Raw genomic sequence first — 26,993 nt, 5'->3', positions numbered from 1 at the left:
CGCCGGATCAGCGGAGTGGCGGGCAGGTCCGCCCCCAGGAAGTCACGCAGGATCTCCACCGCCAGTTGAGGGCGATCGGCGAACAGCTTGATGAGAGTGTCATGTCGGGGGGACGGCATGACACTCATTGTTACATCACGAGCACGTAAAGTGACGATCATTCGCCTCCTTTCGGCCCTCAGCCGGTGACCTGAGGTAGCACCTCTTCCCCGAGGCGACGGATGTTCTCCAGAGTGCGCTGATGGTCGCCGATTCCCTCGACCATGAGGATGAGGTGCTGGATTCCGGTGGCTTCCGAGGTGCGCAGGATCGACTCCACGCAGTGGGCCGGTGAGCCGACCGGGTGGACGCGGGTCAGGAAGTCTGCGTATGCCGAAATATCCCGTGATGGTGGTTCTCTGTGGTCCACCGGTACATAGCCGGCCAGGCCGGGCGTCAGCCAGCGCGGCAGGGACTCCTTCAGCTCGTTTCGGGCTTCGGCGGTGGAGTTCGCCACGTGGGCGACGGCAGCTGCCACGTGGGCTTGAGGCGTTCCCCCGTGAGAGGCGTACATGGCGATCATCGCGCTCTTCTGCCGATCGTCGATGTGCATGCCGAGCAGCATCGGGAGGCCGCGCTTCGCGGCCAGTGCCACGGTCGGCGGCGAGGTGCAGGCCAGGACCGGGCGCAGCCTGGCCGGCGGGACCAGCGGCACTTCACGGAAGCTGAAGAACTCCCCCGCCGCCGACACCCGCTCCCCGGAGAGCGCGGCGAGCAGTACGTCCAGCGACTCCTCGAAGCCCTGCTCGAAGCGCTCCAGCCCGGTGCCGAACACCTCCAGGTCCACCCACGGGCCGCCCCTCCCGACGCCCAGCGTGAAGCGGCCGTCCGACAGGTGGTGCAGCATGGCCGCCTGTTCGGCCAGGGCGATCGGATGCTGGGTGGACAGGACGCTCACGGCGGTGCCGAGGCCGATGCGGCTGGTCCTGCCGATCGCCACAGCCGCCAGGGTGGTGGCGGAGGGGCAGACGCCGTAGGACATGAAATGGTGCTCGGCGATCCAGGCATCGGCGAACCCGGCCTCCTCGGCCGCCACGATGAGGTCGAGGGCGTTCGCCAGCACCTGCTCTGATTTCTGGTCCGGAAATCGGGCCACGATCAGAAAAATCCCGATTCTCATCCCATCGATGATGGTTGATTCTTCGGGGTCGGAACACTGTTCAGGGCGACGAGTAGCTGCCATCGGTCTTCCAGGCCCCGGCCGGGCAGCCGGGTTCGTTGTGGCTGTGGTGGGGCTCGGGTACGGGCTGGAGCCGGATGGAAAGTGAATCGCGTCAGCGGGTGATATCCCATGACCGCCATCCGCTGACGAAAGGCTCCAGATGACAGCGGCACGAGTCGAAGGTTCGCCGGAGGAGTCGCTCGGCGACTTCCCTGGCATCTTCGACACCTACTTCGAGGAGATCTTCAGGTATGTCGCCCAACGCCTCGGCCCGGCCCAAGCCGAGGACGTGGTAGCGGAGACATTCCTGGCGGCGTTCCGTAAACGGGAGCGCTATGACTCCACCAGGGCCAGCGTCCGGACCTGGCTGTACGGCATCGCCACCAATCTCGTCGGCAAACAACGCCGATCCGAGGTCAGAGCGTTACGTGCCAGACAGCGGCACGGCCCCGGAGCCGACTTTCCCGGACCTGAGGAGCGTGTGACGGACCAGGTCAGCGCCCAAAGCCTGCGACCGGCTCTCGCCTCGGCCATCGCCTCACTCGGACAGGGTGAGCGGGACGTGCTGCTGCTCATGGCTTTGGCCGGATTGTCCCACCAGGAGATCGCCGTCGCGCTCGGCATCTCGTACGGCACGGTCGGATCTCGGTTGAGCCGTGCCAGGACCAAGCTTCGCGCCGCTCTGGGTGGCGCCAACCCCATGGAGGCATAGCGTGGACGAACTGACCCCGCAGGAGCTGACCTCGGTTCGCAGCCTGTACGACGATCTCCCCGCGGACCCGTTCGCCAAGGCCAGGGTCGAAACGAGGATGCGGGCACGTACCAGACGTCGGCTGCCGTGGAAGGCCGGCGTGGTGGGACTCACCGCCGCCGCCGCGCTGGCCGCCGCCATCGTGGTCGGCCCCGCCCTACGCACTGATGAGCAGCCCACGCGAACCGCGCTTTCCGGCCATTCGATCCTGCTGGCCGCCGCGACCAAGGCCAAGTCGGCTCCGACCGGCGAGTACTGGCACGTCAAGCGGCTGTACACGATCCGTCCTGACAAGCTGCACGGCAAGAACGGCAACACGTACCGACTGGAGAGTTCGCGGCTGGTCGAGCAGTGGGTTTCGGACGACGGGCGGGCCTGGACGGGCCTCAAGGAACTGCCCGCGCGCCCGCTTGACCAAGCAGCCTGGCGCCGTGACGGCGCTCCCACCGAGTGGAAGGTCGAGGACGGTCGCTTCTCCACATCGGAGGGCGAGAGCCGGCTCACGCCCGTAAAGGAGGGGGGACGGTTCCGGCTCGCCGGTGAGGACCTCACCCTTGAGCAGGTGAAGGCACTGCCCGCCGCCCCCGCTGCTTTGAAGGAGCGGGTGCTTCAGGCGATCAGGGCCGGTGTCGACGAAAAGAGCTTCGTCGACGACGGTCTGCCGATCACGTTGGCTTCGCTGCTGTACGAGTTGCCGGTTTCGCCGGACGTACGGGCGGCGGCCTATCGGGCGCTGGCCGACTTGCCGACGGTCACCGTCGAGGAGGGCGCCAAGGATCCGCGGGGCAGGGCGGGTGTCGCGGTCACGTTCCCGATCCAGCACGACAAGCCGACCCGGGGCCGGCTGATCGTCGATCCGAGCACGTCGATGGTGCTGTCCTACGAGGTCACGCACGCCTCGGGTATGGGGTCCAAGGCTGAGGTGGTGCTGGCCGCGGGCTGGACGGACGCGGAGCCGTCGCCTCCCACCGCCGAGTAAGCCGAGTAAGCCGAGTAGGGAGTCACCTGTCACGCGAGGGTCACTGGTTTCGCGAGTCGATGCGCGGGGGCGACCGACTCGCCGGACCGTCTGTGATTCCCACCCGCTGCACGCTACTAACCGAAGAGGCTCGCCTGCCCCTCACCCACCGCCGGGTCCCGGTGCCTCTTGAGGTGGCGCCAGCGGGGCAGATCGTCCAGGTACGACCACGACAGCCGATGATGCTCTGTAGGCCCCAGCCGGGCCAGCGCCTCCTGGTGCACCGGTGACGGATAACCGGCGTTGTCCGCGAACCCGTACTCCTCGCACCCGATCGTCCCCATGTACGCGTCACGCCGCACCTTGGCCAGAACCGAGGCCGCCGCCACCGAGATGCTGGCCGAGTCGCCCTTGACCTCCAGGCGTACCGGCCACGGAGCCCCGATGTAGTCGTGCGAGCCGTCGAGGATCAGCGCGTCGGGCCGCACGGGGAGGGCGGCCAGGGCGCGGCGGGCGGCGCGGCGCAGGGCCTCCGTCATGCCGAGCTCGTCGACCTCGGCGTGGGAGGCGTCACCGAAGCCGATGCCCACAGCCCAGGACTCCAGAGAAGCGGCCACGGTTCCGCGCTTGGCGGCGGACAGCTGCTTGGAGTCCGTCAGCCCGGCGGGCGGGTCCGACAAGTCGGTGATGACGGCGCACACCGTCACGGGACCGGCCCACGCGCCCCGGCCCACCTCGTCGAGGCCCGCGACCGTGGTCGTGCTGCGCTGGGAGAGCAGCAGGTGCTCAATGTCATAGGTGGGCGCCATGGGCACCAGACGTTATCGCTCCGCGAGCGATACCGGATCCAGATCGGCGGCGAGATAGCGCGCGGCGACGTGGATGGCCCGCAGCGTCACCGACACCGACGGCCGGTGGACGCTGGAGCCGCGCGCGACGGCCCGTACCTCGCGGCCCACCGGATTGCCGGGGAACTGGCGTACGGCGATGCCGCGCACGCCGGCGGCCAGCGCGAGCGCGGGCACGGCGGCGATCCCGATGCCCTTGGCGACCAGCGACAGGATCGTGCCCAGCCCTTCGAACTCCCACGGCGTCGGCCGGGTACCGCCCACGTCCACGAAGAGCCGGTCGACGGCGAGGCGCGACGGCTCCCCGTCCGGCGTGGCCATCCACGGCTCGTCACGCAGCTCGCGCAGGTCCAGGGGCACCTCGGGGTCGGCCAGCCGGTGCTTGCGCGGCACCACCAGCACCAGCGGGTCGTTCAGCAGCGGGAACGTCCGGAGGCTGTCGCTGTCGCCGACCCGGCCGTACCAGTCGTCGACGAGCGCGATGTCCACCTCGCCCGCCTGCACCTCCCGCATGCCCCGCCCCGACCGGCTCTGGCCGAGCCTGAGCGTCAGCTCGGTGTAGCGGCGCAGCGAGCGGGCCAGCGCGGGCGCGAACGCGACCGCCGCCGTGGGGAAGGCGGTCACCACCACTCGGCCGGACGGCGTGCCCGCGTGGGCCGAAAGGTCGGATTCGGCCTCTTCGACCATGGACAGAATGCGTTCGCCGTGGATCACCAGGCGGCGGCCCGCGTCGGTCAGCTCGGCGCTGCGCGCGGTCCGGTCGATCAGCGCGGTTCCGGTCTCACGTTCGAGGGCCGCCAGCTGCTGGGACACGGCGGAGGGACTGTACCCCAACGACTCGGCGGTCGCCGAGATGCTGCCCCGACGGGCAAATTCGCAGATCAGCACCAAGCGCCGCAATTCGAGCATCGGACTTCCTTCCGCCCACCCACAAAAAGCCTCGCTTGTGGTGATGCCTTCATCCAACCACGCTGGGAACGTGACAAACATGACGGTTACCCTCTCCGCCACTCTGGCGACCAACGAAGACATCGAGCGAAGACGGCGCGCCGGGGAACGGGTGCTGCACCTCGCGTTCGGTGAGGCCGGCCTGCCCGTCCACCCGGCGCTGCGCGACAAGCTGGTCGCCGCATCCGAGCGCAACGGCTACGGGCCGGTCGCGGGGGCGGCCGACCTACGGGACGCGGCGGCGGGCTACTGGACACGACGGGGGCTCCCCACCGACCCCGAACTGGTCGTCTGCGGCCCCGGCAGCAAGTCACTGCTGTACGGCGTGCTGCTGGCCATCGGCGGCGACATCGTCCTGCCCATGCCCAGCTGGGTCAGCTACGCGGCGCAGGCCGACCTCGTCGGCGCCCGTCCGATCATGGTCGCACCCCCGCAGGGACAGGGCGGCGTACCGGATCCGGAGCGGGTGACCTCGGCCGTGCTGCACGCTCGCGCCCAGGGCCGGACCGTCCGCTCGGTGCTCGTGACGCTGCCCGACAACCCCACCGGACGCCTCGCGCCGCCGCAGACCATCCAACGCCTGGTGGAGGTCGCCCGCGAGCTCGACCTGTACATCATCTCGGACGAGATCTACCGGGACCTGCTGCACGACCCCCTGCTTCCGTTCACCTCGCCCGCGGACCTGGCGCCCGAGCGCACGGTCGTCACCACCGGGCTCAGCAAGAGCCTGGCGCTGGGCGGCTGGCGGATCGGCGTGGCCAGGCTGCCCGACGAGGCGTACGACCTGCGCGCCAGACTGCTCGCGGTGGCGAGCGAGATCTGGTCCGCCCCGGCCGCTCCCGTGCAGGAAGCCGCCGCCTACGCCTTCACCGACCCGCCCGAGCTGGTCGAGCGCATCCTGCGCAGCCAGCGGCTGCACGGGACTCTCGCCCGCGCGGTACGCGACAGGTTCACGGAGATCGGCGCGTCGGTGCCCACTCCCCAGGGGGGGTTCTACCTCTACCCGGACCTGAGCCACCTGCGGCTCGGCGGCTCGGCCGAGATCACCCGGCTGCTGCTCGAGGAGCACGGCATCGGTGTGCTGCCCGGCCACGCGTTCGGCGACGATCCCACCGCCGCGCGGGTACGTGTCGCGGTGAGCCTGCTCTACGGGGACACCACGGAGGAGCGGCTGGCCGCGCTGACCAGCCCCGATCCGCTCCAGCTGCCGTGGATCGCGGCCAATCTGGACCAGCTGTCGATGGGCTTGACAGAGCTCTCGCTGGCGCGGCTGAGCCCGGTGCGTGAACGGCACCCGGCGCTCGTGCCGACGCCATGTCACAGTTAGGCGAAACTTTGTCCACGGGCCGGTGCGGAGACCCCGCAATCGGCCCGTTGACCTGCATGAATACCCAGGTTGCAACAAGCTGCAAAGAATGGTGGGCGAGTGCTGTTCTCTCCCATACCGAGCAGCCTCCATCATGTGCTCATGCCCGCTCTTGTCACCTTGTCCGGGCGCCTCGTGCGCCTGGAACCTCTCAGCCTCGCGGTGATCGACGACCTCGTCGCCGCGGCGAGTGAAGACCGCTCCACGTATGCCTTCACCCGTGTCCCGGCCGGCCGGGACGAGATGGTCTCCTATGTGGAGGCCGCACTGGCTGAGCAGGCGGAGGGCCGCACGCTGCCCTTCGCCGTCCGGTGGCTGAACACCGACCGTGTGGTCGGTGCCACCCGTCTCATGCACCTGGAGTACTGGCAGGGCCCCATGCCCTGGCCGCCGGGTACGCGGGGCGCGGTGGGCGAGGTCCCGTCCGTGGCCGACATCGGTTACACCTGGCTGGGCGCCTCCGCCCAGGGCACGGGTGCGAACCGGGAGAGCAAGTACCTGATGCTCTCGCACGCCTTCGAGACGTGGAACGTCCACCGCATCACGCTCAAGTCAGACGTACGCAACAACAGGTCCCTGGCCGCGATAGCCGCCTTGGGCGCGCATTTCGACGGGATACGCCGGGCGGAATGCAGGGGCGCGGATGACACTGTCCGAGATACGGCGTACTACTCGATCCTGAACTCGGAATGGCCCGGGATTCGAGAACGCCTGGCCCAGAGGCTTGTCCTCGCGGCCGAGGCAGCATAAGGAAGCATCCGTGAAGGCCCCGCCATACGGCGGGGCCTGTGTCTTGCTTGTCCTATTTATGCCAGTGTCATGGCCGCCCCCGCGTTATCGGGGCCATGCCGCCGTTGACCCTCAGCATCCGCCGCGTGGCTCAACACCCGATTAAAGGCCGATCAACGCTTCGGTTAACGAATGGGCGGATGCCTATCTGTTGCGCAAGGATGGACCTATCATTTGGTAACAAATCTTTCCATTGCGTTGGAGACAGGCGACATGACTGGTCAGAGCGGCGAAGGCGGGCTGAGGTTCGCCATGCTCGGCCCCGTCCGCGCGTGGCGCGATGGCCAGGAACTCGACCTGGGCACCCCGCTGCAGCGCTCCATTCTCGCCATGCTGCTCCTGCGGGAAGGCCGTGCGGTTACGCCGACCGAGATGATCGACGCGGTGTGGGGCGAGGACGCGCCGCCGCGAGCCCTCGGTGCGCTGCGCACGTACGTCTCCAGGTTGCGCACGGTCCTGGAGCCCGGCCGGGCGGCCCGTTCGCGGCCCGAGCTGCTGACCTCCGTCGGCCGGGGGTACGCGCTGCGGCTGCCCGACGATTCGCTGGACCTGACCCGGTTCGAGCGCGGCATCCATGAGGCCGAGGCCGCGCGCCGGGCCGGCAGGCCGCGGGAGGCCGCCGATGGTCTGCGGGCCGCGTTGTCGCTGTTCGAGGGCGAGCCGCTGGCCGGGGCCGTCGGGCCGTACACCGAGCATCAGCGTGACCGGCTGGTCGAGCGCCGGATCAGTGTGGTCGAGACGCTCATGGACCTGGACCTGGAGCTGGGCGAGCACGCCGCGGTCGTGTCCGAGCTGATCGCGCTGACGGGCGAGCATCCGCTGCGTGAGCGGCTGCGCGCCCAGCTGATGCTGGCCTACTACCGGTGCGGCCGGCAGGGTGACGCGCTGGCTGTCTTCACCGAGACGCGCGATGCGCTGATCGAGGAGCTGGGCATCGAGCCCGGCCCCGAGCTGACCGCGCTGCACCAGCGCATCCTGAGCGCCGACCCCACGCTGGCCGTGACCGAGGTGGCCGAGGAGGAAGCGCCGGAGGAACGGGCGCCGACGCTCGAACTGCCCCGCCCCGCCCAGCTGCCCGCCGCCGTGAGCGACTTCACCGGGCGCATGGACATCGCCGGGCGGCTGCGCACGCTGCTGTCGTCGAAGCCGGCCGAGGGCGTGCCGGTGGCCGCGATCTGCGGGATCGGCGGGGTGGGCAAGACCACCCTGGCCGTGCACGTGGCGCACGCGGCCGACGACCTGTTCCCCGACGGTCAGCTGTACGCCGACCTGCGCGGCTACACCGACGAGGCGACCGGGCCCGAGTCGGCGCTGGGCGCGTTCCTGCGCGCGCTGGGCGTGCCCTCCGACGTCATCCCGGAGCGGCTGGCCGAGCGGTCCGCGCTCTACCGGTCGCTGCTGGCCGAACGGCGCATCCTCGTACTGCTCGACAACGCCCACAACGCCGAGCAGGTCGTCCCGCTGCTGCCCGGCTCGTCGGGCTGCGCGGCCATCGTCACCAGCCGCCACAAGCTGGCCGATCTGCCTTCGGCCCGGCTGTTCGACCTGGACGTGATGGACCCGGACGAGGCCCTGACGCTGTTCGCCTCGGTGGCCGGGACCGAGCGGGTGGCGGCCGAGCACGGCGCCGCCATGGACGTGGTCGCCGCCTGCGGGTTCCTGCCGCTGGCCGTACGGATCGTGGCGGCCCGGCTGGCCGCGCGTCCCTCGTGGACGGTCGCCTCGCTGGTGCCCAGGCTGGCCGACGAGCAGCGCCGTCTGGACGAGATGCGGGTGGGCAACCTGGCGGTCGAGGCGACGTTCGCGCTCGGCTACGGGCAGCTGGACACCGCCCAAGCCCGCGCGTTCCGGCTGCTGTCGCTGCCCAACGGGCCCGACTTCTCGGTCGGAGCGGCGGCCGCCGTACTGTCGATGAGCGCGTTCGCCAGCGAGGACCTGCTGGAGTCGCTGGTCGACGCCAGCCTGCTGGAGGCGCCCGCGCCGGGCCGTTACCGCTTCCACGACCTGCTCAAGTTGTTCGCCCGGCGGACGCTGGAGAAGTCCGAACGGCCGCAGGCCCGCACGATGGCGCTGCGGCGGCTGCTCGGGTTCTACCTGGCCTCCGCCCAGTCGGCGCACCGGCTGGCCTATGAGGGCAGCATGATCGCCGACAACCTCCAGGTGGACGGCAGCGGGCTCTCCTTCAACAGCGTCAACGAGGCCGTCGCCTGGCTGGTCGCCGAGGGCGACTCGCTGTTCGCCGCGATCAACCAGGCCGCCGCCACCGCCCGTGCCCCCGAGCCGCTGCTGCCCGCCGGTGACCTGCTGGTGGCCATGGAGCCGCTGCTGGAGTCGGGCACCCACACCCGCGAGTTCGACCAGGGCACGCGGGCCGTGCTGGCCACCGCCAAGCGCATCGGCGACGCCGGCAGCGAGCTGCGCGCCCGCTACGTGCTCGGCCGGGTGCTGTTCGCGAGCAACAAGCTCACGCAGGCCGAGGAGCAGTTCAGGATCGTGCACGAGCTCTCGGTCGAACGCGCGGAGAAGGTCGTCACCGGCGAGGTGATGAACGCGCTGGCCGTCGTCGTGGGCCGGCAGCGCCGCCACGCCGAGGCGCTGACCTGGTTCGAGTCGGCCATGCGCTGGTATCGCGAGAACGGCGTACCGGCCGGCGAGGCCCTCGTGCTCAGCTACTCGGCCCGCGACCATCTCGGCCTCGGCCGCCCCGAGGACGCGATCGCCGCGGCGGAGAAGGGCCTGGCCATCTTCACCGAGATCGGCAGCGGCGCCGGCACCGCCCGCGCCCGCTACCACCTGGGCATCGTCCTGTCGCGGGTCGGCCGCATCACCGAGGCCGTCCACCACCACGCCGAGTGCCTGGCCTTCTTCCGGGCCAGCAAGCAGCGCGTGTGGGAGCAGCGGGTCTGCTCCCGGCTCGCCGAGACGTTCATCGCCGCCAAGCGCTACCCCGATGCCGTACGGCACGCGGAGGAGGCGCTGGTGGTGTCGAGAGAGATCGGCCATCCCTATGGCGAGGCGCTCTCGCTGATGGTGCTCGGCGAGGCGCTCGAAGGTCTGGGCAGTGCCACGAGGAGTCACGACTGCCTACGGCAGGCCTTCGAGATCTTCTCGCTGCTCGGCGCTCCCGAGGCCGACGACCTCAAGGTCCGTCTCGACAAGGCCGCGATCGTTGGTTCCAACATCGAGCCGGTCGTCAGTCCTGTCGTCGATACGGTCGCCGGTCCCGTCGAGCCCTGAGTACAGCTCGTCGTCCAGACGTGTCATCCACACATGGTTGATCAAGGCTGTCCCTTTGGGAGTCACGGATCCCCCGTGATGCGTGCCTGTGGCGCGGATTGCTAGCCCGGCCGGCCATCTGACCGTCACGCGTCGCTAGGGGGCCCGGTTATCCGGATGCTCCGCGTAACGGCTAGCCGCCTCACATCGACGACCGGCCGGACCCGACACGAGCCTCGAACCCCCCGGGCTCGTGTCTTGGTGAGAAGCCTCCACCCGAGGGGTCAACATCCGATCAACGGCCGATCAAAGCAGGAAATAACCCTCGGCGATGAGCGGCCGGATGGCGTCGGGGTGCAGGATCTCCCCGTCGCCGACCAGCTCGGCGATGACGTTGAGCAGCGGGCCGAGGGCGAGGTCGCCGTCGCAGACGCCCGCCAGGGCCGCCTCGACGGTGCCGACCTCCCTGCTGCGGCGTAGGCCGTCCGTCTGGCGCAGCACGATGCGCATGGGGTCTTCCGCGCCCGGCAGGCCGATGCGCTCGTCCAGCAGGCCCGCCACGGTCCGCAGGTGGGCCGAGTCGAGGAACTGCACCCGGTGGGCGGTCGCGATCGAGTCGAGCACGCCGTCGACGTAGTCGCCGACGGGCAGCGTGACCTGGTGGGTGAGCTGCTCCACGCGGACCACCGGGTCGAGCGTGCCCGCGTTGCGCATGGTGATCCAGCCGAAGCCGATGCCCCGCACCTTGTGCTCGTCGAACCAGGCCAGCCAGCGGTCGTAGTGCTCGGTGTAGCCGGGGGTGCCCTGTACGGCGGCGTCCCGCAGCCACAGCTCCACATATTCGGCCGGGTCCTGCACGTCCCGCTGGACCACCCAGGCGTCGCAGCCGGTCTCGCCGAGCCAGCCGCCGACCCGGTCGCGCCAGTCCTCGTCCGCCACGTGCAGCCAATTGGCCAGGAAATGGGCCTGGCCGCCCGGATTGAGGAAGCGGGGGGTCTGTCGTACGAGATCGCGGCAGAACGCGTCTCCGTCGGCGCCCGTCTCGCGATAGGTCAGCTCGCCGCCGGGCGAGATGACGAACGGCGGGTTGGAGACGACGAGGTCGAACAGCTCCCCCTCGACCGGCTCGAACAGGGAGCCGGCGCGGGCGTCCACCCAGTCGATCCCGGACAGCCGCCAGCTCAGCCGGGCCAGCTCCAGCGCGCGGGGGTTGAGGTCGGTGGCCACGATCTCGTCGACGCGGTCCGCCAGGTGCAGCACCTGTACGCCGCAGCCCGTGCCGAGGTCGAGGGCCCGGTGGACCGGGCGGCGGGTGACGAGCTGGGCCAGGTTGGCCGAGGCGCCGCCCGCGCCCACGACGTGGTCGGGGCGCAGCGCCGGGTCGCCGGGCCGTACCTTGCGATCGGAGACGACGTAGCCGCCGGTCTCCCAGGGCTGGAGGTGCACGGTGGCGCGTACGTGCTCGCCCTCGGCGGCGACCAGGCCCGACGCGAGGGCCTCGTCGAGAACCTCGCCCGGGAACCGCGCGGCCGGAACGGCGGCGCCGAGCCACCAGAGCCGGATCAGCGCGGCCAGCGGGTCGTCGCCGGCCGTGGCGCGCAGCGCCGGGACCAGCTCCTCACGGGACAGGGCCGAGGCCGCCATGACGCCCAGCCGATCGCGGACGCCGTCGATCGAGTAGCCGGTCTCGAGGAGGTGCTCGCGCAGTCGTTCCACGAGACCATCCTTTCACCGCAGAATCCCGCGCATGATCCGATACCCACAGTAATCATACTGTTACCGAAACGTCCAAGCGTTTTGCAAGTGGGCCACGATATCTCTATGAAGACCCACGCTCGGTGTTAGAAGAGGAGCGGATCAATGCAGATCCCTTGCCTGGCCTGCGAGTCCCGTTTCTGGCCCGACGACTACTTCCGCGCCTGCTCCGACTACAACCGCGGGCTGGACCTGGTCTCATGGACCTGCCCCAGCTGCGGCAACCGCGACGACCTGCGAGTGCTGCCGGGAGAGCTGGGATTCGGCTACCCCTGCCGGGGCCGGTTCGACGTGCACGCGCGGGTGCGCGTGCCAGGGCTGCGCAGGCAGCGTGGCGATCTGCGCCTGGACATCTCGCTCGACGCGGCCTGCTGGCGCGTGCCATCGCGGATCAGGCCGCTCTCTAGCGCTGCCGCAGGCTCTGCCAGGCGGCCTCACCGAGCCCTTTGATCTCCTCCTCCGTCGGCGTGTGGGCGCCGGCGAACCACAGACGGCACATCTCCTGCGCCGGTCCGAGCCACAGCACGTAACACATGGTCGGGTGTACGACCTGGAGCCGGCCGTTCTTCATGTGCGGCCGCCACCAGTCGGACACCTGGCGGAAGAAGGCACGCCTGGCCTCCGCCACCTCGGCGCCACCCGGCTCGTTCTTGCGCGGCGGGCGCTCGCTGACCAGGAGTCTCGCGCGCTCCGGGTGCTCACCGGCCCACCGCATGTGCAGCGCCACGACGGCCTCGATGCCGTCGCGGGCCTCCTCGTGGCTGACCAGCTCGGCGAGGAAGGCCGCCTGATAGGCGGTGAGGATCTCCGCGTAGAGGACGCCGAAGACGTGTTCCTTGCTGGCGAAGTGGTGGTAGAAGCTGCCGACGCTTACGCCGCTTTCCTCACGGAGGCTGGCCAGCGTGGTGGCCGACACCCCGTCCTGGCTGAATCGGCGCAGGGCACCGTCAATGATGCGGGTGCGTCCGTCGCGTCCGTTCTTGGCACTCTTCACACTGTCAATGGTGGAGCAACAGAACCTTATTCCGCAAATACCTCCGCCCGTTGGATCCTAGCGGTCACCTCGACCGATCCGGAAGTCACCTTCATCTGAGCGTCCGGCCAGAGCCTGCGGATCATCCGGAGCACCCGCCTGTTCTCCCCCAGTACGTCCATGCCGACCGTCTTCGCCCCCCGCACCGCGGCCCTGAACAGCAGCACGTCGATCAAGTACGGCCCGAGCCCTTTGCCCTGCCACTCGTCGGCGACCACGACGGCGATCTCGACGTCGGCCGCGCCGCCCCGGTAGCTCATGGCGTGGCCGATGATCTCGCCGTCCAGGGTGGCGACCAGGGCGTCTCTGTGGTCGTCCAACGCGATGAGCACCCGCACCATGCTGGCGGCCGGGGTGCCGATGCCGGTGAAGAAGCGCAGGGTCTGCGTGTGTAGGGACAGCCGGGCGAGGAAGCGCCGGAGCCGTTCGGCGTCGTCGGGCCGGGCGGGCCGGATCTGAGTTCCGAGCATGAACTCAGCTTCCCCTGATTTTCCTGGGTCTGTCAATTGAACTCAGGTATGATATGGCGCATGAACGTGGCATTCCAGGTGAACAACTGCTCCATCGAGCGCACCTTGGACATCGTTGGGGAGAAGTGGACCTTCCTGGTGCTGCGCGAGGCGTTCCGCGGCGTCCGGCGGTTCGCCGACATGCAGGCGATCACCGGGGCGCCCCGGCAGGTGCTCAGCGCGCGACTGGCGCGGCTGGTAGACGAGGGCCTGCTGCGCAAGGAGCCCTATCGCGAGCCCGGCCAGCGCCAGCGTGACGAATACCGCCTGACCGACAAAGGGCGCGACCTCTATCCCCTGCTCGTGGCGCTCATGCACTGGGGCGACAAATACCTGGCCGGCAACGAGGGGCCACCCGTGCTGCTGACCCACCGCGACTGCGGGGCGCCCATCGAGCAGCACTTCCGCTGCGCCGAGGGTCACGAGGTCGCGGGCCCCCGCGAGGTGACGGCGCTCCCCGGCTCAGGCGCCGAGCTGAAGTCCGCCTAAATCCCAGCGGCAGTGTCGCGCTGGAGGACGCGCAGGCACCAGCGGAAGTCGATCAGCGTCAGCAGCGCCGCCCCCGACAGCAGCACCGCGACGGCCGCGGTGCGCACGATGAGGTACGTCTGGATCGTCTGGCTGAGCAGCAGCCAGAGGCTGAGCGAGGCGTTGCCGAACTGCGCGCATCCCCACACCAGCGACTGCCTGGCGAAGAAGCGCCGCATCACCGGCCGCTCGATCACGTGCTCCGGCAGCGGCACCAGATCCTCCGCCACCCGCTGCGCCAGCGGCCGGCGCAGCCGGGCGGTCGCCAGGAACCCGGCGCTCGCGCAGAAGACGCCCAGGGTCGGCTGCAGGAAGAAGATCACCGCACTGCCGGACAGCAGCGCCAGCACCGCCCTGACGGTGACCGTGCCCGCGGCCAGCAGCACCGCCCCCGGCACCGCCCTGCGCCTGGCCAGCCGCCAGACCACACCCCCGTACACCCAGGCCACGGCCACCACGATCCCGCCGGTGATCCCGGAGAGGATCATCCCGACGTAGAAGACGGCGACGGGCAGGATCATGCCCTCGAACACACGGGGCACGGCGTGGCGCACCAGACGGCCGAACCGGGGCAGCTCGAACGCGGGCGCCTCGGACGGCGCGGCAAGCACGGTCATATGGCTTTGGAGGCGCTCTCTGAAGGGGGAGCTGATCGGACGAATCCCGACCGTACGCGATGAAGCGCCGTTCGGTAAGTGTTTCGACCAGATTGCGATTCGGTCACGCTCCGGCAGACCGAGCCAGGTGAAGGAGCACCGGCCCCGGTGCCTACCCTTGAGGGGTGTACCGGTTCCTTCTCACGCCCCGCTGGATCTCGCTCCACATCGTGGTGCTGCTGGTGATCCCGGCCTTCGTGTTCCTGGGCCGGTGGCAGTTCGGGCGCTTCGAGGAGCGGTCGGCCAACAGCACGCAGGTCACCGCGAACCTGGCGGCCGGTCCCGTGCCCGTAGAGACCCTGATGGGCAAAGGGGCGCGGGAGGCCGACCGGTTCAGGACGGTCACGGCTTCGGGGAGCTACGACACCAGCCACGCGCTGGTGGTGCGCAGGCGGCCGCAGGAGGGACAGCTGGGCTTCTACGTGCTGACCCCGCTGGTCACCGGTCCGGGTCAGGCCGTGCTCGTCAACCGCGGATGGGTGAAGGCCGGGGCGAGCGCCGACGCGCCTCCTGAGGTGCCGCCGCCACCGACGGGTCAGGTAACTGTCACCGGGAGGCTACGTCTCAGCGAGACCGAGGCGACGGCCGGAGTCAAGGAGCGCGCCGGTCTGCCACCCGGTCAGGTGTTGCTCATCGACACCGGGAAGATCGGCAAGGCGCTGCCGTACCAGCTCATGGGCGGTTATGTGGAGCTGACCAAGCAGCAGCCGGCGGCGGCCGCCGCGCCCGCCCCGGTGCCCGCGCCCGACGTGGGCGCCGGGGGCGGCCTCAACCTCGCCTACGGCGTGCAGTGGTGGCTGTTCATCGGCGTGGCCATCGGTGGCTGGATCCTGCTCATCCGGCGCGAGGTGGCCGACAGGAAGGCCGCGGCGAACGCGCCGGCCCAGGAAGTCGGGGCGCCCAGCAATTAAGCTGGATAGGGTGATCCGCCACATAGAGTTCGCAAGTATCTACAACTTTCGTGACGTAGGTGGATATGCCGCAAAGGACGGGCAAACCGTCCGGTGGCAACGGCTCTATCGTGCCGACTCACTCGGCTGGCTGGCGGGAGACGATCTCATCACGTTCCAGGCCCTCAAGGTGCGGACCGTCATCGACCTGCGCCATCCCTTCGAGGTGGAGCGGACCGGGCGGGTTCCCGACTCCGACGGGCTCGACTACCGCAACCTGCCCATCGAGGGCCGCCGCTGGGACATCAACACCTACGACGACCGGCTGGGCGTCGGGAGATACCTCGCCGACCGCTACCTCGAGGTGACCGAGGACGGGATCGACAATCTCCGGTCGGCCATCGAGACGATCTCCCAGTCCGGCAGCGCGCCCGTGGTCGTGCACTGCGCGGCGGGCAAGGACCGCACCGGGCTGCTCACCGCGCTCATCCTGAGCCTCGTCGGCGTGGCGGACGAGGACATCATCGACGATTACGCGTTAACGGGCCTGGCCACCGAGCGCTTCATCGCGAGCTGGCAGCGCCGGCATCCGAACGCCACCCGATGGCCCGGTTTCGGGGTGGCTCCGGCCGAGGCGATGCGGTTGTTCCTCGCCGATCTGACCGCCCGGCACGGCTCGGTCGCGAAGTACTGTACGGACGTCTTGCAGGTCGACGCGGGGATCATCGAAGAGCTGCAGAAGAGTCTTCTGTCCCGGACTGAACCGATCTCCGGTGGGTAGGCGGCACCGGGGTTCGCAGAGCAGCAACCTCACAAAGCGGACCTCATGGCCCGGGGTCGCCACATCCCCCTCCCAGCGATCCCGGGTCCTCGGGCATAGTGGATACCCAACGGAGACGTCGCAGCTTGTTCGACGTTATGCGGCCGTCGTACGGTTACCTGCGTGACTACGCCGCTGCTCCCCGATCCGGATCCGAGGCGGCGCGACTATGTGATCATCTCCGCCGACGATCACCTGATCGAGCCGCCAGACCTTTTCGAAGGCCGGCTCGCGGAGAAATACGCCGAGGTCGCGCCAAAGGTCGTGGAGACGGAGGGCGGTCACCAAGTCTGGCGCTACGGCGGCGCCACATACCCGTGTGCCGGGCTCGACGTGGGCGCCGGTCTGCCCCGCGAGCAGTGGACGCTCGACCCGGTCAGGTTCGAGCACATGCGCCCCGGCTGCCACGACATCGAGGCCCGCATCGAGGACATGGACCTGGCCGGCATCTGGGCGGCGCTCTGCTTCCCCGGCATGCTGGCCGGCCAGTCGGGCATGCCGTTCGCCAGGACCCGCGACCAGGAGCTCGGCCTCGCCCTGGTCAAGGCGTGGAACGACTGGCACATCGACGTCTGGGCGGGCACCTACCCCGAGCGCATCATCGGCCTGCAGCTGCCCTGGCTGCCCGACCCCGACCTCGCCGCCAAGGAGATCAGGGCCAACGCGGCGCGCGGCTTCAAGGCCGTGGTCTTCCCCGAGTTCCCGACCCGGCTGCGGCTGCCGTCGATCCACAGCGGCCACTGGGATCCGTTCTTCGCCGCCTGCGAGGAGACCGGCACCGTCGTCTGCCTGCACACCGGTGGCTCCAGCTGGTCGCCGGTGCCCTCGCCCGACACGCCCATCGAGGCGATCACCACGCTGATGCCGACCAGCGCGATGTTCGCCTGCGCCGACTGGCTCTGGTCCGGGCTCCCGCTGCGCTACCCCAACCTGCGCATCCTCATCGTGGAGGGCGGCGTGGGCTGGCTGCCGATGCTGGCCGCGCGGGCCGACTACGCGCTGGATCACCCCGTCGCGGGCGAGGCGCAGTGGGACGGCGGCCTCAAGCCCAGCGAGGTGCTGCGCCGCAACTTCTACTTCGGCACCCTCGACGACCACTCCCTGTCGGGGGTGCGCCTGGCGGTCGGCCTCGACCATGTGCTGCAGGAGAGCGGCTACCCGCACTCCGACTCGACCTGGCCCGACACCCAGCAGGCGGTGGCCCAGAACCTCGGCACGCTTCCGCCCGCCGACATCGCCAGGGTCGCCTACGGCAACGCCGCCCGGTTGTTCGGCCACCCGCTGCCGTCACGAGCCTGGCTGCGGATGGAGGAGTTCTAGCGGCGGCGCGGTCGCTTGGGACCAAGCCCGTCGTCGAGCTTGCCCTGGACGCTTCCCTGGATGGTCGCGCGCTCCCAGTCCACGTAGCGTCCGCTCTCGCCGAGCAACGAGGCGATCAGCCAGAGGAAGACCCCGAAGTCGTCCACGACACCGATGAGCACGAGAAAGTCCGGCACCAGGTCGATCGGCGAGATCATGTAGATCACGCCGAACCCCATCAGCGCCAGCTTGCTCTTGCCCATGCCGTCGTACTCCCCGCGCATCACGGCGCCGATCATGCGCGGGATCGCTCGTAACCTGGCCATCAAGCCCGGCGTGCCGGGCTTGCTCACTTCACGGTATGTACGCCAGGCCGCCGCAGCCCGTCCTGCCTTCGCCATCATGTCGCTCCTCATACCCGGGCCTCTCACGACATAACGCGTCACGGCCGGAACCGAGTTCCCGAGGCTCGGCCCTCTGATGGTCAGCGCAGTGCGGCGTGCTCGAACGGCCGGGCGGCCTCGATCTGTGCCGCGACCCTGACCAGCAGGTCCTCCCGCCCGGCCGCGGCCACCAGCTGGACGCCCACGGGCAGGCCCGCCGCGTTCCGGTGCAGCGGCAGCGAGATCGAGGGCTGGCCTGTCGCGTTGACCGGCGCGGTGTAGGACACGGCGTGCGCGGTCCTGCCGAACGCGGTGCTCAGGTCGTCCGGCGGGATCCACCCGAGCGGGAACGGCGCGACGCCGAGAGACGGCATCAGCAGCAGGTCGTACCCCGACGCCCACCACGCGGCCATCCGCCTGCGGAACCCGTCGATCCACTGGGTGGCCAGGATGTGGGCGGCCGCGCTGTGCCCGCGCCCGGCGCCGACCATGGCGGCGTTGCGCGGCTCCAGCTCCTCCAGCTCGACCGGCTTGCCGCGCCAGACGCCGACGTTCTCGATCTCCGCGGCCAGGTTGTTCGCCACGATGGCGCCGAAGTGGGCGGGGAAGTCCGGGTCGCCGAGCGCGTCGGGGCAGCCGGGAGCCACGTCGTGCCCGAGCGCCGCCAGCAGGGCGGCGGCCCCCTCGACCGCCTCGGTCAGCTCGGCGACCGCCGGCACGTCGTCTCTCGGGTGCGTGGCGACGAAGCCGACGCGCAGCCGTCCCGGGTCCGCGCCGACCTCCTCGGCGAGCGGTCGCGGCAGGCGTGGGGCGTCGTAGGGATCGCCCGGCACGTAGCCGGACACGAGGTCGAGCGCCGCCGCGGTGTCGCGCACGCTCCTGCTGACGAATCCCGGGCACGAGAAGCCGCTCCAGCCCTCGCCGGCCGACGGTCCCGCGCTGGAGCGCCCCCGGGTCGGTTTGAGCCCCACCAGCCCGCACAGGGCCGCCGGGATGCGGATCGAGCCGCCGCCGTCGCTGGCCGTGGCCAGCGCCACCATCCCGGCCGCGACCGCGGCCGCCGACCCGCCGCTCGACCCACCCGCGGAGTAGGCCGGGTCGTAGGGGTTGCGCGTGGGTCCGTACGCCACGGGCTCGGTGGTGATCGTGCTGCCGAACTCGGGAGTGTTGGTACGGCCCAGCACGACGAACCCAGCGGCCCGCAGCCGGGCCGTACCGTATCCGTCCTCCTTGACCACGACGCCGTCGAGCGTCCGTGAACCCGCGCCGTACGGCTCACCCGACTGCGGCCAGCCCAGGTCCTTCAACAGGATCGGCACACCACGGAAGGGCGCGTCGGCGGGGATGGCGTCGAGCTCGGCCAGCGCCCGCTCGAACCGCCGGTGGATCACCGCGTTCAGCTCGCCGTCGTACGCCTCGATCCGGGCGATCGCCGCCTCGACCAGCTCGCGCGGCGACACCCGCCCGTCGCGGACGGCCGCGGCCTGCTCGATCGCGTCAGACCTCAGTACGTCGTCCATCGCATCCTCCCGGCCTGCTCGGTCGCGTCACGCCCCAGTGCGTCGGCCATCGCTTCCTCCCGGTCAGGCCGTGGGGGCCAGGTCGCGGACGGCCTGCGTGATGGTCACCTCGCCACCCGGGATGGGCGCGAGGACAGGGGTGTCGAGGCCGTTGTCGACGTACTCCTGGATCCTGGCCCGGCAGGTCGCGGCGTCGCCGTGCACGACCAGCGCGTCGACCACCTCGTCCGGGATCGCCTTGAGCGCGGCCTGCCGGTCGCCGGCCGCCCACGCCTCGTGCATCGGCCGCAGCACCTCGCCCCGGCCGAGCCAGTCGTGGAAGGCGGCGTAGGCCGGCACGGTGAGGTAGGCGGCCAGCATCCAGCGGGCCAGCGCGCGTACCTTGTCGGTGTCCTCGCTCACGCAGACGAACAGGCGGGCGATGAGCTCGGTGTCACCGATCTCGGCCCGCACCTTCCGTACGTCCTCGGGCGAGAGCCAGTTGGTGATCGCGCCGTCCGCCTCCTCGGCGGCCAGACGCAGCATCCGGGGCCGCAGCGCCGCCAGCACGACCTTCGGCGGGATCTTCGGCGCCCGGTCCAGCTTGAACCCCTTGATCTCGAACGTCTCGTACCGCTGCGACACCTTCTCCCCCGTCAGCGCCTCTTTGAGGAAGCGCAGGGTGTCGCGGGTCCGCGCGTACGGCTTGGTGAACTCGACCGCGTTCCAGCGCTCCACGATCGCCGGGGAGGAGGAGCCGATGCCGAGCAGGAACCGGCCGGGCGCCAGGTCGGCCAGCGTGGCGGCCTGCATCGCGAGCAGCGCCGGACCGCGCGTGAACACCGGCACGATCGCGCTGCCGAGCCGGATCCCCGGCGCCCACTGCGCGGCCATGGCCAGCGGCACGAACCCGTCGACACCGTTGACCTCGGCCGACCACGCGTCGGTGTAGCCGAGGGCGGGCAGCTCCGCGATCAGCTCCTGCGAGTCCGCCAGTGAACGGTCGGTGAACGGGATCGTCATGCCCCAGTTCTGAGTCATCGCGGCCTCCAGCTTGCCCCTCGCGGGGGATCGGGCGTCAATGCCAGGTAGGCCGACCATACCAACCGACCGGTATGTAGTCGCCGCCCTGACCCCTCTGACCCGCCCCGCACTCAGCCGTCTTGCCGGGCGTCGCCTTGCCGGGCGTCGCCTTGCCGGGCGTCGTCTTGCCGGGCGTTTTGTCGGGTCAGGCGCGCAGCTCGTGGACCGCCGCGATGAAGTCCTTCGTGATCCCCCGCAGCCCCGGCAGGTGCGACAGGCCGACGAGCCGGTCCACCAGCGGGACCGTCACGTCGATCAGGCGATGCGTACGGTCGCAACCTGGCGAGGTGTCGTGCACCCAGAACAGCACCATGCCCATCGACAGCAGCCACAGCAGCTCCGGCAGCTCTTCGCGCAGCTCGGAGTTCATACGGTCGCGCGCTCCCTCGACCACCTGCCGGTAGATGTCGATCGACGCCTCACGGGCCGGCGAGGACTGGGCGCTGAACGGGCTCAGCGGGTTCGTGGGCTCGGCGGCATGCTTGAAGAACTTCACCGCGAACTCGTGATAGGGCTCCGAGACCCGTACCCACTCGCGCAGCACCCCGCTCAGCCGGGCGGCGAACGACGACTCCGTGGCCAGCAGCTCACGGCAGGCCGCCTCGTGCTCGGCCTGGGCGCGGTCGTAGTACGCCTGGATCAACGCCTCCTTGCTTTCGAAGTAGTAGTAGGCGTTACCGACGGATACACCGGCCTCGGCCGCGATGGCCCGCATCGTCGTCGCATCGAAGCCGCGTTCCCGGAACAGCCGCAAAGCCGTCTCGACAATGACTTCCCGGGTGCTCTCCGGTCCTCGATTTCGGGCTTCGGACACGTTCGTCACTTTACGTGGTAGTGGTGCGTTAGGTCAGGAAAGATCACGGTGATCGCCACCACAGGGCAAAAATCCCGGTGAGATAGGGGTTAGCTCCTGCGAAGGATGGGATTGATGTTTCTGGCGGAAGGGCTATTCCGCGAAAAGGCATCGACATGTGGATACGTGGAACAGTACGGCTGGTAGCGGTCGTATTCCTCAACATTGAGATCTCCATAATCGCGCTGGCGTCGGCCGCTTCCGCCGCTTCCCAAGCACCCGGCAGGGCGCCGCGGCAGACACCATCACCGATCACTCGGTCCTACCACATCGGGGGGACGATCGAGGCGCGCCGCTGGCACCCTTCGGTGGATCCGGCCGACTTCGGCCGGGAGTCCGCCTTGAACCGCGGGGGCCCCTCCGCCCACGGCCAGAAGTCGATCGGGCGCGATCCTGACACGTTCGCGGGCGCGCCGGAGTCATCGGTCCCAGAACCGATCACCTTCGGCCCGCTCGCGAACGAGAGCGGCCCGGCCGCGCTCCTGCGGGACCCGGGAACGGCGACCGGCGGCGTGGAGACGGTGGCGGCGGTCGTACGTCGTCCGGACGTGGTCATACGTCGTCCGGACGTGGTCATACATCGCTCGGACGCGGTCATACGTCGCCCGGACGCGGTCGTACGGGACAGGGATGCGCTTGTGCGGGGCCGGGATGTGCTCATGGGGGAGGGGGATGCGCTCGTGCGGGACCCGGAGAGGGACGCGAGCGGGCCAGAGACGCCCGTAAACGGCCTGGAAAGGGCCGTACGCGACCGGGACGTGGCCAACCCGCCGACGATGTCACAGGACGCCGTACCAGTCGCTCTGCGAGCCGACGCGCCGGTCTCACCGGCCGAGGTGTCCACTACCGCGGTGCGCCCTCTGTCGTCCGTGCCTCACCCGGCCGCCGTGACCATGCGGAAGCTCGAGGCCGACACCATGCGAAAACCCGGCACCGCCACCCCGCGGAAGCCGGGCGACGCCACCACACGGAACGCCGCCAAACTCCAGAAGGCCGGCAGGTCCCAGAAGGCCGACGTGAACCTGGCCCGCGTCAAACCCAGGTACGCGACCGTGCGCATGTCCCACGCGCTGGCCGCCGACTGGCTGCGTGATGAGGGCCTGCGTACGCATTCGTCGGGCCACTGCACGAACAAGCAGGTGTACCGCTGCACGTCCCTGGAGGACATCCGCACCTCGACCATCTCGCGGGTGATCGGCATCAAGCGCCAGAGCGGCTGCCCCGTCATGGTCACCGGCGGCACCGAAGCAGGCCACGCCCCGGGCCCGTACAGCCACGGAAACGGCTACAAGCTGGACATCACCCACAACCCATGTATCGACCGATACATCACCAAAAATCACGAGAAGTCCGGTACCCGGGGCGACGGGGCCGCCCTCTACCGATCACCCTCGGGCACGGTCTTCGCCGACGAGGTGGACCACTGGGACATCCTGTTCCGGTGACAGGGCCTGGTGACGCGGCCTGGTGACAGGGCCGACGACCCAGACGGCGGCGCGCCGTGCGAACCCGCACGACGCGCCGCCTACTGAGACATCTGGAGGGCCGACTACAGCTCGCTCGCCACCAGCTCGGCGATCTCAGCGGCGTTGAGCGCCGCCCCCTTGCGCAGGTTGTCACCACACACGAACAGATCCAGCGTGTTGGGGAAGTCCACCGCCTGCCGGATCCGCCCGACATAGGTCGGGTCGGTGCCCACGACGTCGATCGGCGTCGGGTAGACCCCGTTGGCCGGGTCGTCCATCAGCACCACCGTCGGCGCCGCCTCAAGCACCCGGTGCGCGTCCGCCACCGTGATGTCACGCTCGAACCGCGCGTGCACCGCCAGCGAATGCGTGGTGATCACGGGCACCCGGACGCAGGTCGCGGAGACCTTCAGGTCGGGGATGCCGAGGATCTTGCGCGACTCGTTGCGCAGCTTGAGCTCCTCGGAGGCCCAGCCACCCTCCTTGTACGAGCCCGCCCACGGCACCACGTTGAACGCGATCGGCGCCGGGAACGGCGACTCCTCGGGCAGCTTGTTGCCCAGCACCTTGCGTACGTCGCCCGCCACCTGGCCGATCGACCGGTCACCGGCGAGCGCCTCGACCTCGTCGTACAGCCGCGCGGAACCGGCCACGCCCGCGCCGGAAACCGCCTGGTAGGAGGCGACGACGAGCTCCTTGAGCACGTATTCGGCGTGCAGCGCGCCCATGGCCGCCATCATCGACAGCGTGGTGCAGTTGGGGGTCGAGATGATGTTGCGCGGCCGCAGCCGGGCGTCGAGCGGGTTGACCTCCGGCACGACCAGCGGGACGTCGGGCTCCATGCGGAACGTGCCGGACTTGTCGATCGCGATGGCGCCACGCTCGGCCGCGATCGGCACCCACACGGCCGACACTTCGTCGGGCACGTCGAAGATGGCAATGTCGATGCCGTCGAACACCTCGGGCGCCAGGGCCTGCACGACGACGTCCTCGCCGCGCACCCTGAGCAGCTTGCCGGCCGAACGCGCCGAGGCGACGAGGCGTACCTCGCCCCAGATGTCGGCACGGGTGGAGACGAGGTCGCGCATGACGGTGCCCACAGCCCCGGTCGCGCCGATCAACGCCAGATTGGGCCTGCTCATCGTCCTGAACCTCCGTACACCACTGCTGAGACCTGGTCCGCGTCGAGATCGAAGGCCCGGTGCGCGGCCGCCACGGCCGTGTCCACACCGTCCTGCCCGACGATCACCGAGATGCGGATCTCCGAGGTGGAGATCATCTCGATGTTGACCCCCGCGTCGGCGAGAGCCGCGAAGAACGTCGCCGTGACGCCCGGATGCGAGCGCATGCCCGCCCCGATCAGCGACACCTTCCCGATCTGGTCGTCGAAGAGCAGCGACTCGTAGGCGATGTCACCCTGGATCTTCTTCAACGCCGTCAGCGCCGTCGAGCTGTCGGTCGTGGGCAGCGTGAAGGAGATGTCGGTGCGGCCCGTGGCCGCGGCCGAGACGTTCTGCACGATCATGTCAATGTTGATCCCGGCGTCCGCCAGAGTTTTGAAGATCGCGGCAGCCTCGCCGACCTTGTCGGGAACCCCGACAACGGTGATCTTGGCCTCGCTCCGGTCGTGCGCGACGCCGGAGATGATCGGCTGCTCCATCTCGGTTCCTTCGCTATAAGGATCAGAAACGACCCAGGTGCCTTCTTTGGTGCTGAACGAACTGCGTACGTGGATCGGCACATGGAAGCGCCGAGCGTACTCGACGCAGCGCAGGTGCAGGATCTTCGCACCGCAGGCAGCCATCTCCATCATCTCGTCATAGGAGATCTTGGGGATCTGCTGTGCCGCGCCCACGATGCGGGGGTCGGCGGTGAAGATGCCGTCGACGTCGGTGTAGATCTCGCAGACATCCGCGCTCAGCGCGGCGGCCAGCGCCACGGCGGTCGTGTCGGAGCCGCCGCGGCCCAGCGTGGTGATGTCCTTGGTGTCCTGCGAGACGCCCTGGAACCCGGCCACGATCGCGATGTGGCCCCGGTCGAGCGCCTCGCGGATGCGGCTCGGCGTCACGTCGATGATGCGCGCCTTGCCGTGCGTGGAGTCGGTGATCACACCCGCCTGCGAGCCGGTGAACGAGCGGGCCTCGTGCCCCAGGTTGGCGATCGCCATCGCCAGCAGGGCCATCGAGATGCGCTCGCCGGAGGTCAGCAGCATGTCGAGCTCGCGGCCCGGAGGCAGCGGCGACACCTGCTCGGCCAGGTCGAGCAGCTCGTCCGTCGTGTCACCCATCGCGGAGACGATCACGACCACGTCGTTGCCGGCTTTTTTCGTCGCAACGATCCGCTGCGCGACCCGCTTGATGCAGGACGCGTCGGCGACGGACGAACCACCGTACTTTTGCACAACGAGCGCCACGAGAGTCTCCCGGTTCGGACTGTGAGCTGCCAGTCTACTGGGGGCTTCTCATGCGCCTGATGGTTCATACCACTATGTGGATGATCACACCGCCGTGGTTTCCTCCGCCACGTCAAGCCGTGAGTGGGCGGCGAGTGCCTGAAGTGCCCGCATGGCCGCGCCCGCGTGGTTGCCCCACGTATTGAAATAGGAGTATTGCCACCACCACAGCGCCTCGTGCGGCCGTCCGGCCTGAAAATGCCGCAGCCCGTGGATGAGGTCGGCGGCGACCGCCGTCAGGTCGTCGGAGAGCCGGTATGGGGTGACACCCGTGTCTTTGTACGGGTCGAACACCTCGGCATAGTCGTCGACCGCCTCCAGCAACTCCGACATCGCGGTGCGTACGCCGTCGATGTCGGGATCCTCACTCAGTGGCGGCTCGTAGTTGCCCGAGAGGATCACATCCTCGTTGGCGCCGAGCTTGGCGCCCGCGAGACTTACCTGCGCCACTTCGACCAGCAGTAGCGACCAGATGGCGTCGCCGCCCTCGCCGCCGGCGACCCTGGTCAGGCCGTCCACATAGTTCTGCGCGTGAGCGGCGATCTCCTCCGCCAGCGCGCTCCACTGGTCAGACATCCAGCAGCCTCCGTCCTTCGAACGCGCGGCCCAAGGTCACCTCGTCGGCGTACTCGAGGTCACCGCCCACAGGCAGACCGCTGGCCAGTCGTGTCACTTTCAGACCCATCGGCTTGACCAGACGGGCAAGGTAGGTAGCCGTCGCCTCCCCCTCGAGATTGGGGTCCGTGGCGAGGATGAGCTCCGTGACCCGGCCATCGGCCAGGCGCGTCATGAGCTCCCGGATGCGCAGATCGTCAGGGCCGACGCCGTCGATCGGGCTGATCGCGCCGCCGAGCACGTGATAGGTCCCGCGGAACTCGCGCGTCTTCTCGATCGCGACGACGTCCTTGGACTCCTCGACCACACAGATCACATGAGTGTCGCGCCGCTGGTCGCGGCAGATACGGCACTCCTCCTCGGCGGCCACGTTGCCGCAGACCCGGCAGAACCTGACCTTCTCCTTGACCTCCAGCAGGGCGTGGGCCAGCCGCTTCACGTCGGCCGGGTCGGCCGCCAGCAGGTGGAACGCGATCCGCTGCGCGCTCTTGGGACCGACGCCGGGCAGCATGCCGAGCTCGTCGATCAGGTTCTGGACGACCCCCTCGTACATGGCCTAGAACCCTGGCAACTGTCCGAGACCGCCGCCGCCGAGTCCCTGGGCCAGCGGGCCCAGTTTCTCCTGCTGCAGGTCGGCCGCCGCGCGAACGGCGTCGCGTACGGCGGCGATCACCAGGTCGGCGATCGTGTCGGCCGTGTCCTGCGGGTCGTCGGCGTCTATGACGCTCGGGTTGATCTTCAGCTCGAGCAGCTCTCCCGAGCCGTTGACCACGGCTGTGACCATGCCGCCGCCGGCCGAGCCTTCGATCTGCGCGTCGTTGAGCTCCTGCTGGGCGCTCACAAGCTGCTGCTGCATGAGCTGTGCCTGCTCCAGCAGCTGCTGCAGGTTGACATCCCCTGGGTTCACCGTCGTGCGCTCCTCGTGGCTCCGCGTTCTTGACTGCCACGAGCCTACGGTGTTTGGGCGTCGTCATGTACTGCGGCATCCCCAACGTTTCGCCTTGGCCGGATCCCGGCCCCCCTCCAGTGTCCGAGACCCGGCCAACACGTCGGCCGGAGCGGCCGCACCACGCCG

27 protein-coding genes are annotated in these 26,993 nt (G+C 69.6%); 11 read left to right on the top strand and 16 right to left on the bottom strand.

The annotated features are described in order from the left end of the window. Positions 1-178 precede the first annotated feature (178 nt). Positions 179-1,159 (bottom strand): LLM class flavin-dependent oxidoreductase, encoded by a 981-nt coding sequence (locus AB0B64_RS12850; protein WP_357937802.1) that lies wholly within the window; start codon positions 1,157-1,159, stop codon positions 179-181. A 202-nt stretch (positions 1,160-1,361) separates the two neighbouring features. Here AB0B64_RS12850 and AB0B64_RS12845 point away from each other — a divergent pair, with 202 nt between their 5' ends. Both AB0B64_RS12845 and AB0B64_RS12840 read left to right on the top strand, forming a co-directional pair. Further along, on the top strand, positions 1,362-1,913 hold the full coding sequence (locus tag AB0B64_RS12845; RefSeq protein ID WP_357937805.1) for an RNA polymerase sigma factor: 552 nt from the start codon (positions 1,362-1,364) through the stop codon (positions 1,911-1,913). A gap of 1 nt (position 1,914) precedes the next feature. Further along, positions 1,915-2,931: a CU044_5270 family protein gene (locus AB0B64_RS12840; RefSeq protein ID WP_357937808.1), complete on the top strand. Its 1,017-nt coding sequence runs from the start codon at positions 1,915-1,917 to the stop codon at positions 2,929-2,931. A 116-nt stretch (positions 2,932-3,047) separates the two neighbouring features. Here AB0B64_RS12840 and AB0B64_RS12835 read toward each other — a convergent pair whose 3' ends face one another. Then, positions 3,048-3,719: a ribonuclease HII gene (locus AB0B64_RS12835; protein WP_357937811.1), complete on the bottom strand. Its 672-nt coding sequence runs from the start codon at positions 3,717-3,719 to the stop codon at positions 3,048-3,050. A gap of 12 nt (positions 3,720-3,731) precedes the next feature. After that, entirely contained in the window at positions 3,732-4,667 is a 936-nt protein-coding gene (locus AB0B64_RS12830) for a LysR family transcriptional regulator (protein WP_357937814.1), read from the bottom strand. Between the two features lie 79 nt (positions 4,668-4,746). Between AB0B64_RS12830 and AB0B64_RS12825 the strand changes: the two genes are divergently transcribed. The 3 genes from AB0B64_RS12825 to AB0B64_RS12815 all read left to right on the top strand — a co-directional run bounded on the left by AB0B64_RS12825 (position 4,747) and on the right by AB0B64_RS12815 (position 10,098). After that, positions 4,747-6,033 carry a pyridoxal phosphate-dependent aminotransferase gene (locus AB0B64_RS12825; protein WP_357937817.1) on the top strand — a complete coding sequence of 429 codons (1,287 nt, stop codon included), beginning with the start codon at positions 4,747-4,749 and terminating at the stop codon, positions 6,031-6,033. 141 nt (positions 6,034-6,174) lie between these two features. Then, positions 6,175-6,822: a GNAT family protein gene (locus AB0B64_RS12820; protein ID WP_225302219.1), complete on the top strand. Its 648-nt coding sequence runs from the start codon at positions 6,175-6,177 to the stop codon at positions 6,820-6,822. A 252-nt stretch (positions 6,823-7,074) separates the two neighbouring features. Beyond that, complete coding sequence (locus AB0B64_RS12815; protein WP_358176894.1) at positions 7,075-10,098, top strand: BTAD domain-containing putative transcriptional regulator; 3,024 nt, start codon at positions 7,075-7,077, stop codon at positions 10,096-10,098. A gap of 285 nt (positions 10,099-10,383) precedes the next feature. On the opposite strand, the gene AB0B64_RS12810 is transcribed toward AB0B64_RS12815, so the two are convergent. Next, positions 10,384-11,793: a class I SAM-dependent methyltransferase gene (locus tag AB0B64_RS12810; protein ID WP_358176891.1), complete on the bottom strand. Its 1,410-nt coding sequence runs from the start codon at positions 11,791-11,793 to the stop codon at positions 10,384-10,386. A gap of 144 nt (positions 11,794-11,937) precedes the next feature. Between AB0B64_RS12810 and AB0B64_RS12805 the strand changes: the two genes are divergently transcribed. After that, a complete protein-coding gene (locus tag AB0B64_RS12805; RefSeq protein ID WP_357937826.1) occupies positions 11,938-12,282 on the top strand; it encodes a hypothetical protein in 345 nt (114 codons plus the stop codon). Here the strand turns inward: AB0B64_RS12805 and AB0B64_RS12800 are convergent. Then, positions 12,236-12,826: a TetR/AcrR family transcriptional regulator gene (locus tag AB0B64_RS12800; RefSeq protein WP_225302223.1), complete on the bottom strand. Its 591-nt coding sequence runs from the start codon at positions 12,824-12,826 to the stop codon at positions 12,236-12,238. The genes AB0B64_RS12805 and AB0B64_RS12800 overlap by 47 nt on opposite strands. Positions 12,827-12,852: 26 nt before the next feature. Beyond that, on the bottom strand, positions 12,853-13,335 hold the full coding sequence (locus AB0B64_RS12795) for a GNAT family N-acetyltransferase (RefSeq protein ID WP_358176888.1): 483 nt from the start codon (positions 13,333-13,335) through the stop codon (positions 12,853-12,855). 60 nt (positions 13,336-13,395) lie between these two features. Here AB0B64_RS12795 and AB0B64_RS12790 point away from each other — a divergent pair, with 60 nt between their 5' ends. Continuing rightward, positions 13,396-13,863: a helix-turn-helix domain-containing protein gene (locus AB0B64_RS12790; protein WP_357937832.1), complete on the top strand. Its 468-nt coding sequence runs from the start codon at positions 13,396-13,398 to the stop codon at positions 13,861-13,863. Here AB0B64_RS12790 and AB0B64_RS12785 read toward each other — a convergent pair. Further along, a complete protein-coding gene (locus tag AB0B64_RS12785) occupies positions 13,860-14,519 on the bottom strand; it encodes a VC0807 family protein (protein WP_358176885.1) in 660 nt (219 codons plus the stop codon). The two genes, AB0B64_RS12790 and AB0B64_RS12785, sit on opposite strands and share 4 nt — an antisense overlap. Positions 14,520-14,683: 164 nt before the next feature. Between AB0B64_RS12785 and AB0B64_RS12780 the strand changes: the two genes are divergently transcribed. The 3 genes from AB0B64_RS12780 (at position 14,684) to AB0B64_RS12770 (ending at position 17,588) form a co-directional block, all read left to right on the top strand. After that, entirely contained in the window at positions 14,684-15,469 is a 786-nt protein-coding gene (locus AB0B64_RS12780) for an SURF1 family protein (RefSeq protein WP_358176882.1), read from the top strand. 10 nt (positions 15,470-15,479) lie between these two features. After that, positions 15,480-16,229 carry a tyrosine-protein phosphatase gene (locus tag AB0B64_RS12775; protein ID WP_357937841.1) on the top strand — a complete coding sequence of 250 codons (750 nt, stop codon included), beginning with the start codon at positions 15,480-15,482 and terminating at the stop codon, positions 16,227-16,229. 162 nt (positions 16,230-16,391) lie between these two features. Continuing rightward, positions 16,392-17,588 carry an amidohydrolase family protein gene (locus AB0B64_RS12770; protein ID WP_357937844.1) on the top strand — a complete coding sequence of 399 codons (1,197 nt, stop codon included), beginning with the start codon at positions 16,392-16,394 and terminating at the stop codon, positions 17,586-17,588. Here AB0B64_RS12770 and AB0B64_RS12765 read toward each other — a convergent pair. From AB0B64_RS12765 to AB0B64_RS12750, 4 genes are all read right to left on the bottom strand, one after another. Continuing rightward, a complete protein-coding gene (locus AB0B64_RS12765; RefSeq protein WP_357937847.1) occupies positions 17,585-17,971 on the bottom strand; it encodes a YkvA family protein in 387 nt (128 codons plus the stop codon). The two genes, AB0B64_RS12770 and AB0B64_RS12765, sit on opposite strands and share 4 nt — an antisense overlap. 80 nt (positions 17,972-18,051) lie before the next feature. Further along, a complete protein-coding gene (locus AB0B64_RS12760) occupies positions 18,052-19,470 on the bottom strand; it encodes an amidase (RefSeq protein WP_358176879.1) in 1,419 nt (472 codons plus the stop codon). A 63-nt stretch (positions 19,471-19,533) separates the two neighbouring features. After that, positions 19,534-20,490, bottom strand: a complete 957-nt coding sequence (locus tag AB0B64_RS12755; RefSeq protein ID WP_358176876.1) for an LLM class F420-dependent oxidoreductase — start codon at positions 20,488-20,490, stop codon at positions 19,534-19,536. Between the two features lie 187 nt (positions 20,491-20,677). Continuing rightward, positions 20,678-21,346, bottom strand: coding sequence for a TetR family transcriptional regulator (locus tag AB0B64_RS12750; RefSeq protein ID WP_357937857.1), 669 nt, complete (start codon positions 21,344-21,346; stop codon positions 20,678-20,680). 380 nt (positions 21,347-21,726) lie between these two features. On the opposite strand from AB0B64_RS12750, the gene AB0B64_RS12745 reads away from it, so the two are divergent. Then, the gene (locus tag AB0B64_RS12745) at positions 21,727-22,830 is read left to right on the top strand and encodes a hypothetical protein (RefSeq protein ID WP_358176874.1); all 1,104 of its coding nucleotides are present in this window, start codon (positions 21,727-21,729) and stop codon (positions 22,828-22,830) included. 104 nt (positions 22,831-22,934) lie between these two features. On the opposite strand, the gene AB0B64_RS12740 is transcribed toward AB0B64_RS12745, so the two are convergent. The 5 genes from AB0B64_RS12740 to AB0B64_RS12720 form a co-directional block, all read right to left on the bottom strand. Further along, complete coding sequence (locus AB0B64_RS12740) at positions 22,935-23,993, bottom strand: aspartate-semialdehyde dehydrogenase (RefSeq protein ID WP_357937863.1); 1,059 nt, start codon at positions 23,991-23,993, stop codon at positions 22,935-22,937. Continuing rightward, positions 23,990-25,264, bottom strand: coding sequence for an aspartate kinase (locus AB0B64_RS12735; RefSeq protein WP_357937866.1), 1,275 nt, complete (start codon positions 25,262-25,264; stop codon positions 23,990-23,992). The genes AB0B64_RS12740 and AB0B64_RS12735 overlap by 4 nt, the downstream gene beginning before the upstream one ends. 84 nt (positions 25,265-25,348) lie before the next feature. Next, entirely contained in the window at positions 25,349-25,879 is a 531-nt protein-coding gene (locus AB0B64_RS12730) for a DUF5063 domain-containing protein (RefSeq protein ID WP_357937869.1), read from the bottom strand. Next, positions 25,872-26,471, bottom strand: coding sequence for a recombination mediator RecR (gene recR, locus AB0B64_RS12725; RefSeq protein WP_225302238.1), 600 nt, complete (start codon positions 26,469-26,471; stop codon positions 25,872-25,874). The genes AB0B64_RS12730 and recR overlap by 8 nt, the downstream gene beginning before the upstream one ends. 3 nt (positions 26,472-26,474) lie before the next feature. After that, positions 26,475-26,825 carry a YbaB/EbfC family nucleoid-associated protein gene (locus AB0B64_RS12720; RefSeq protein ID WP_225302239.1) on the bottom strand — a complete coding sequence of 117 codons (351 nt, stop codon included), beginning with the start codon at positions 26,823-26,825 and terminating at the stop codon, positions 26,475-26,477. Between the last annotated feature and the right edge of the window lie 168 nt (positions 26,826-26,993).

It is taken from the genome of Nonomuraea sp. NPDC049129, assembly GCF_040648495.1.
Taxonomy (GTDB): Bacteria; Actinomycetota; Actinomycetes; order Streptosporangiales; family Streptosporangiaceae; genus Nonomuraea.
The sequence above is the reverse complement of the archived record's forward strand: the minus strand, read 5'-3'. Positions and strand labels throughout refer to the sequence as shown.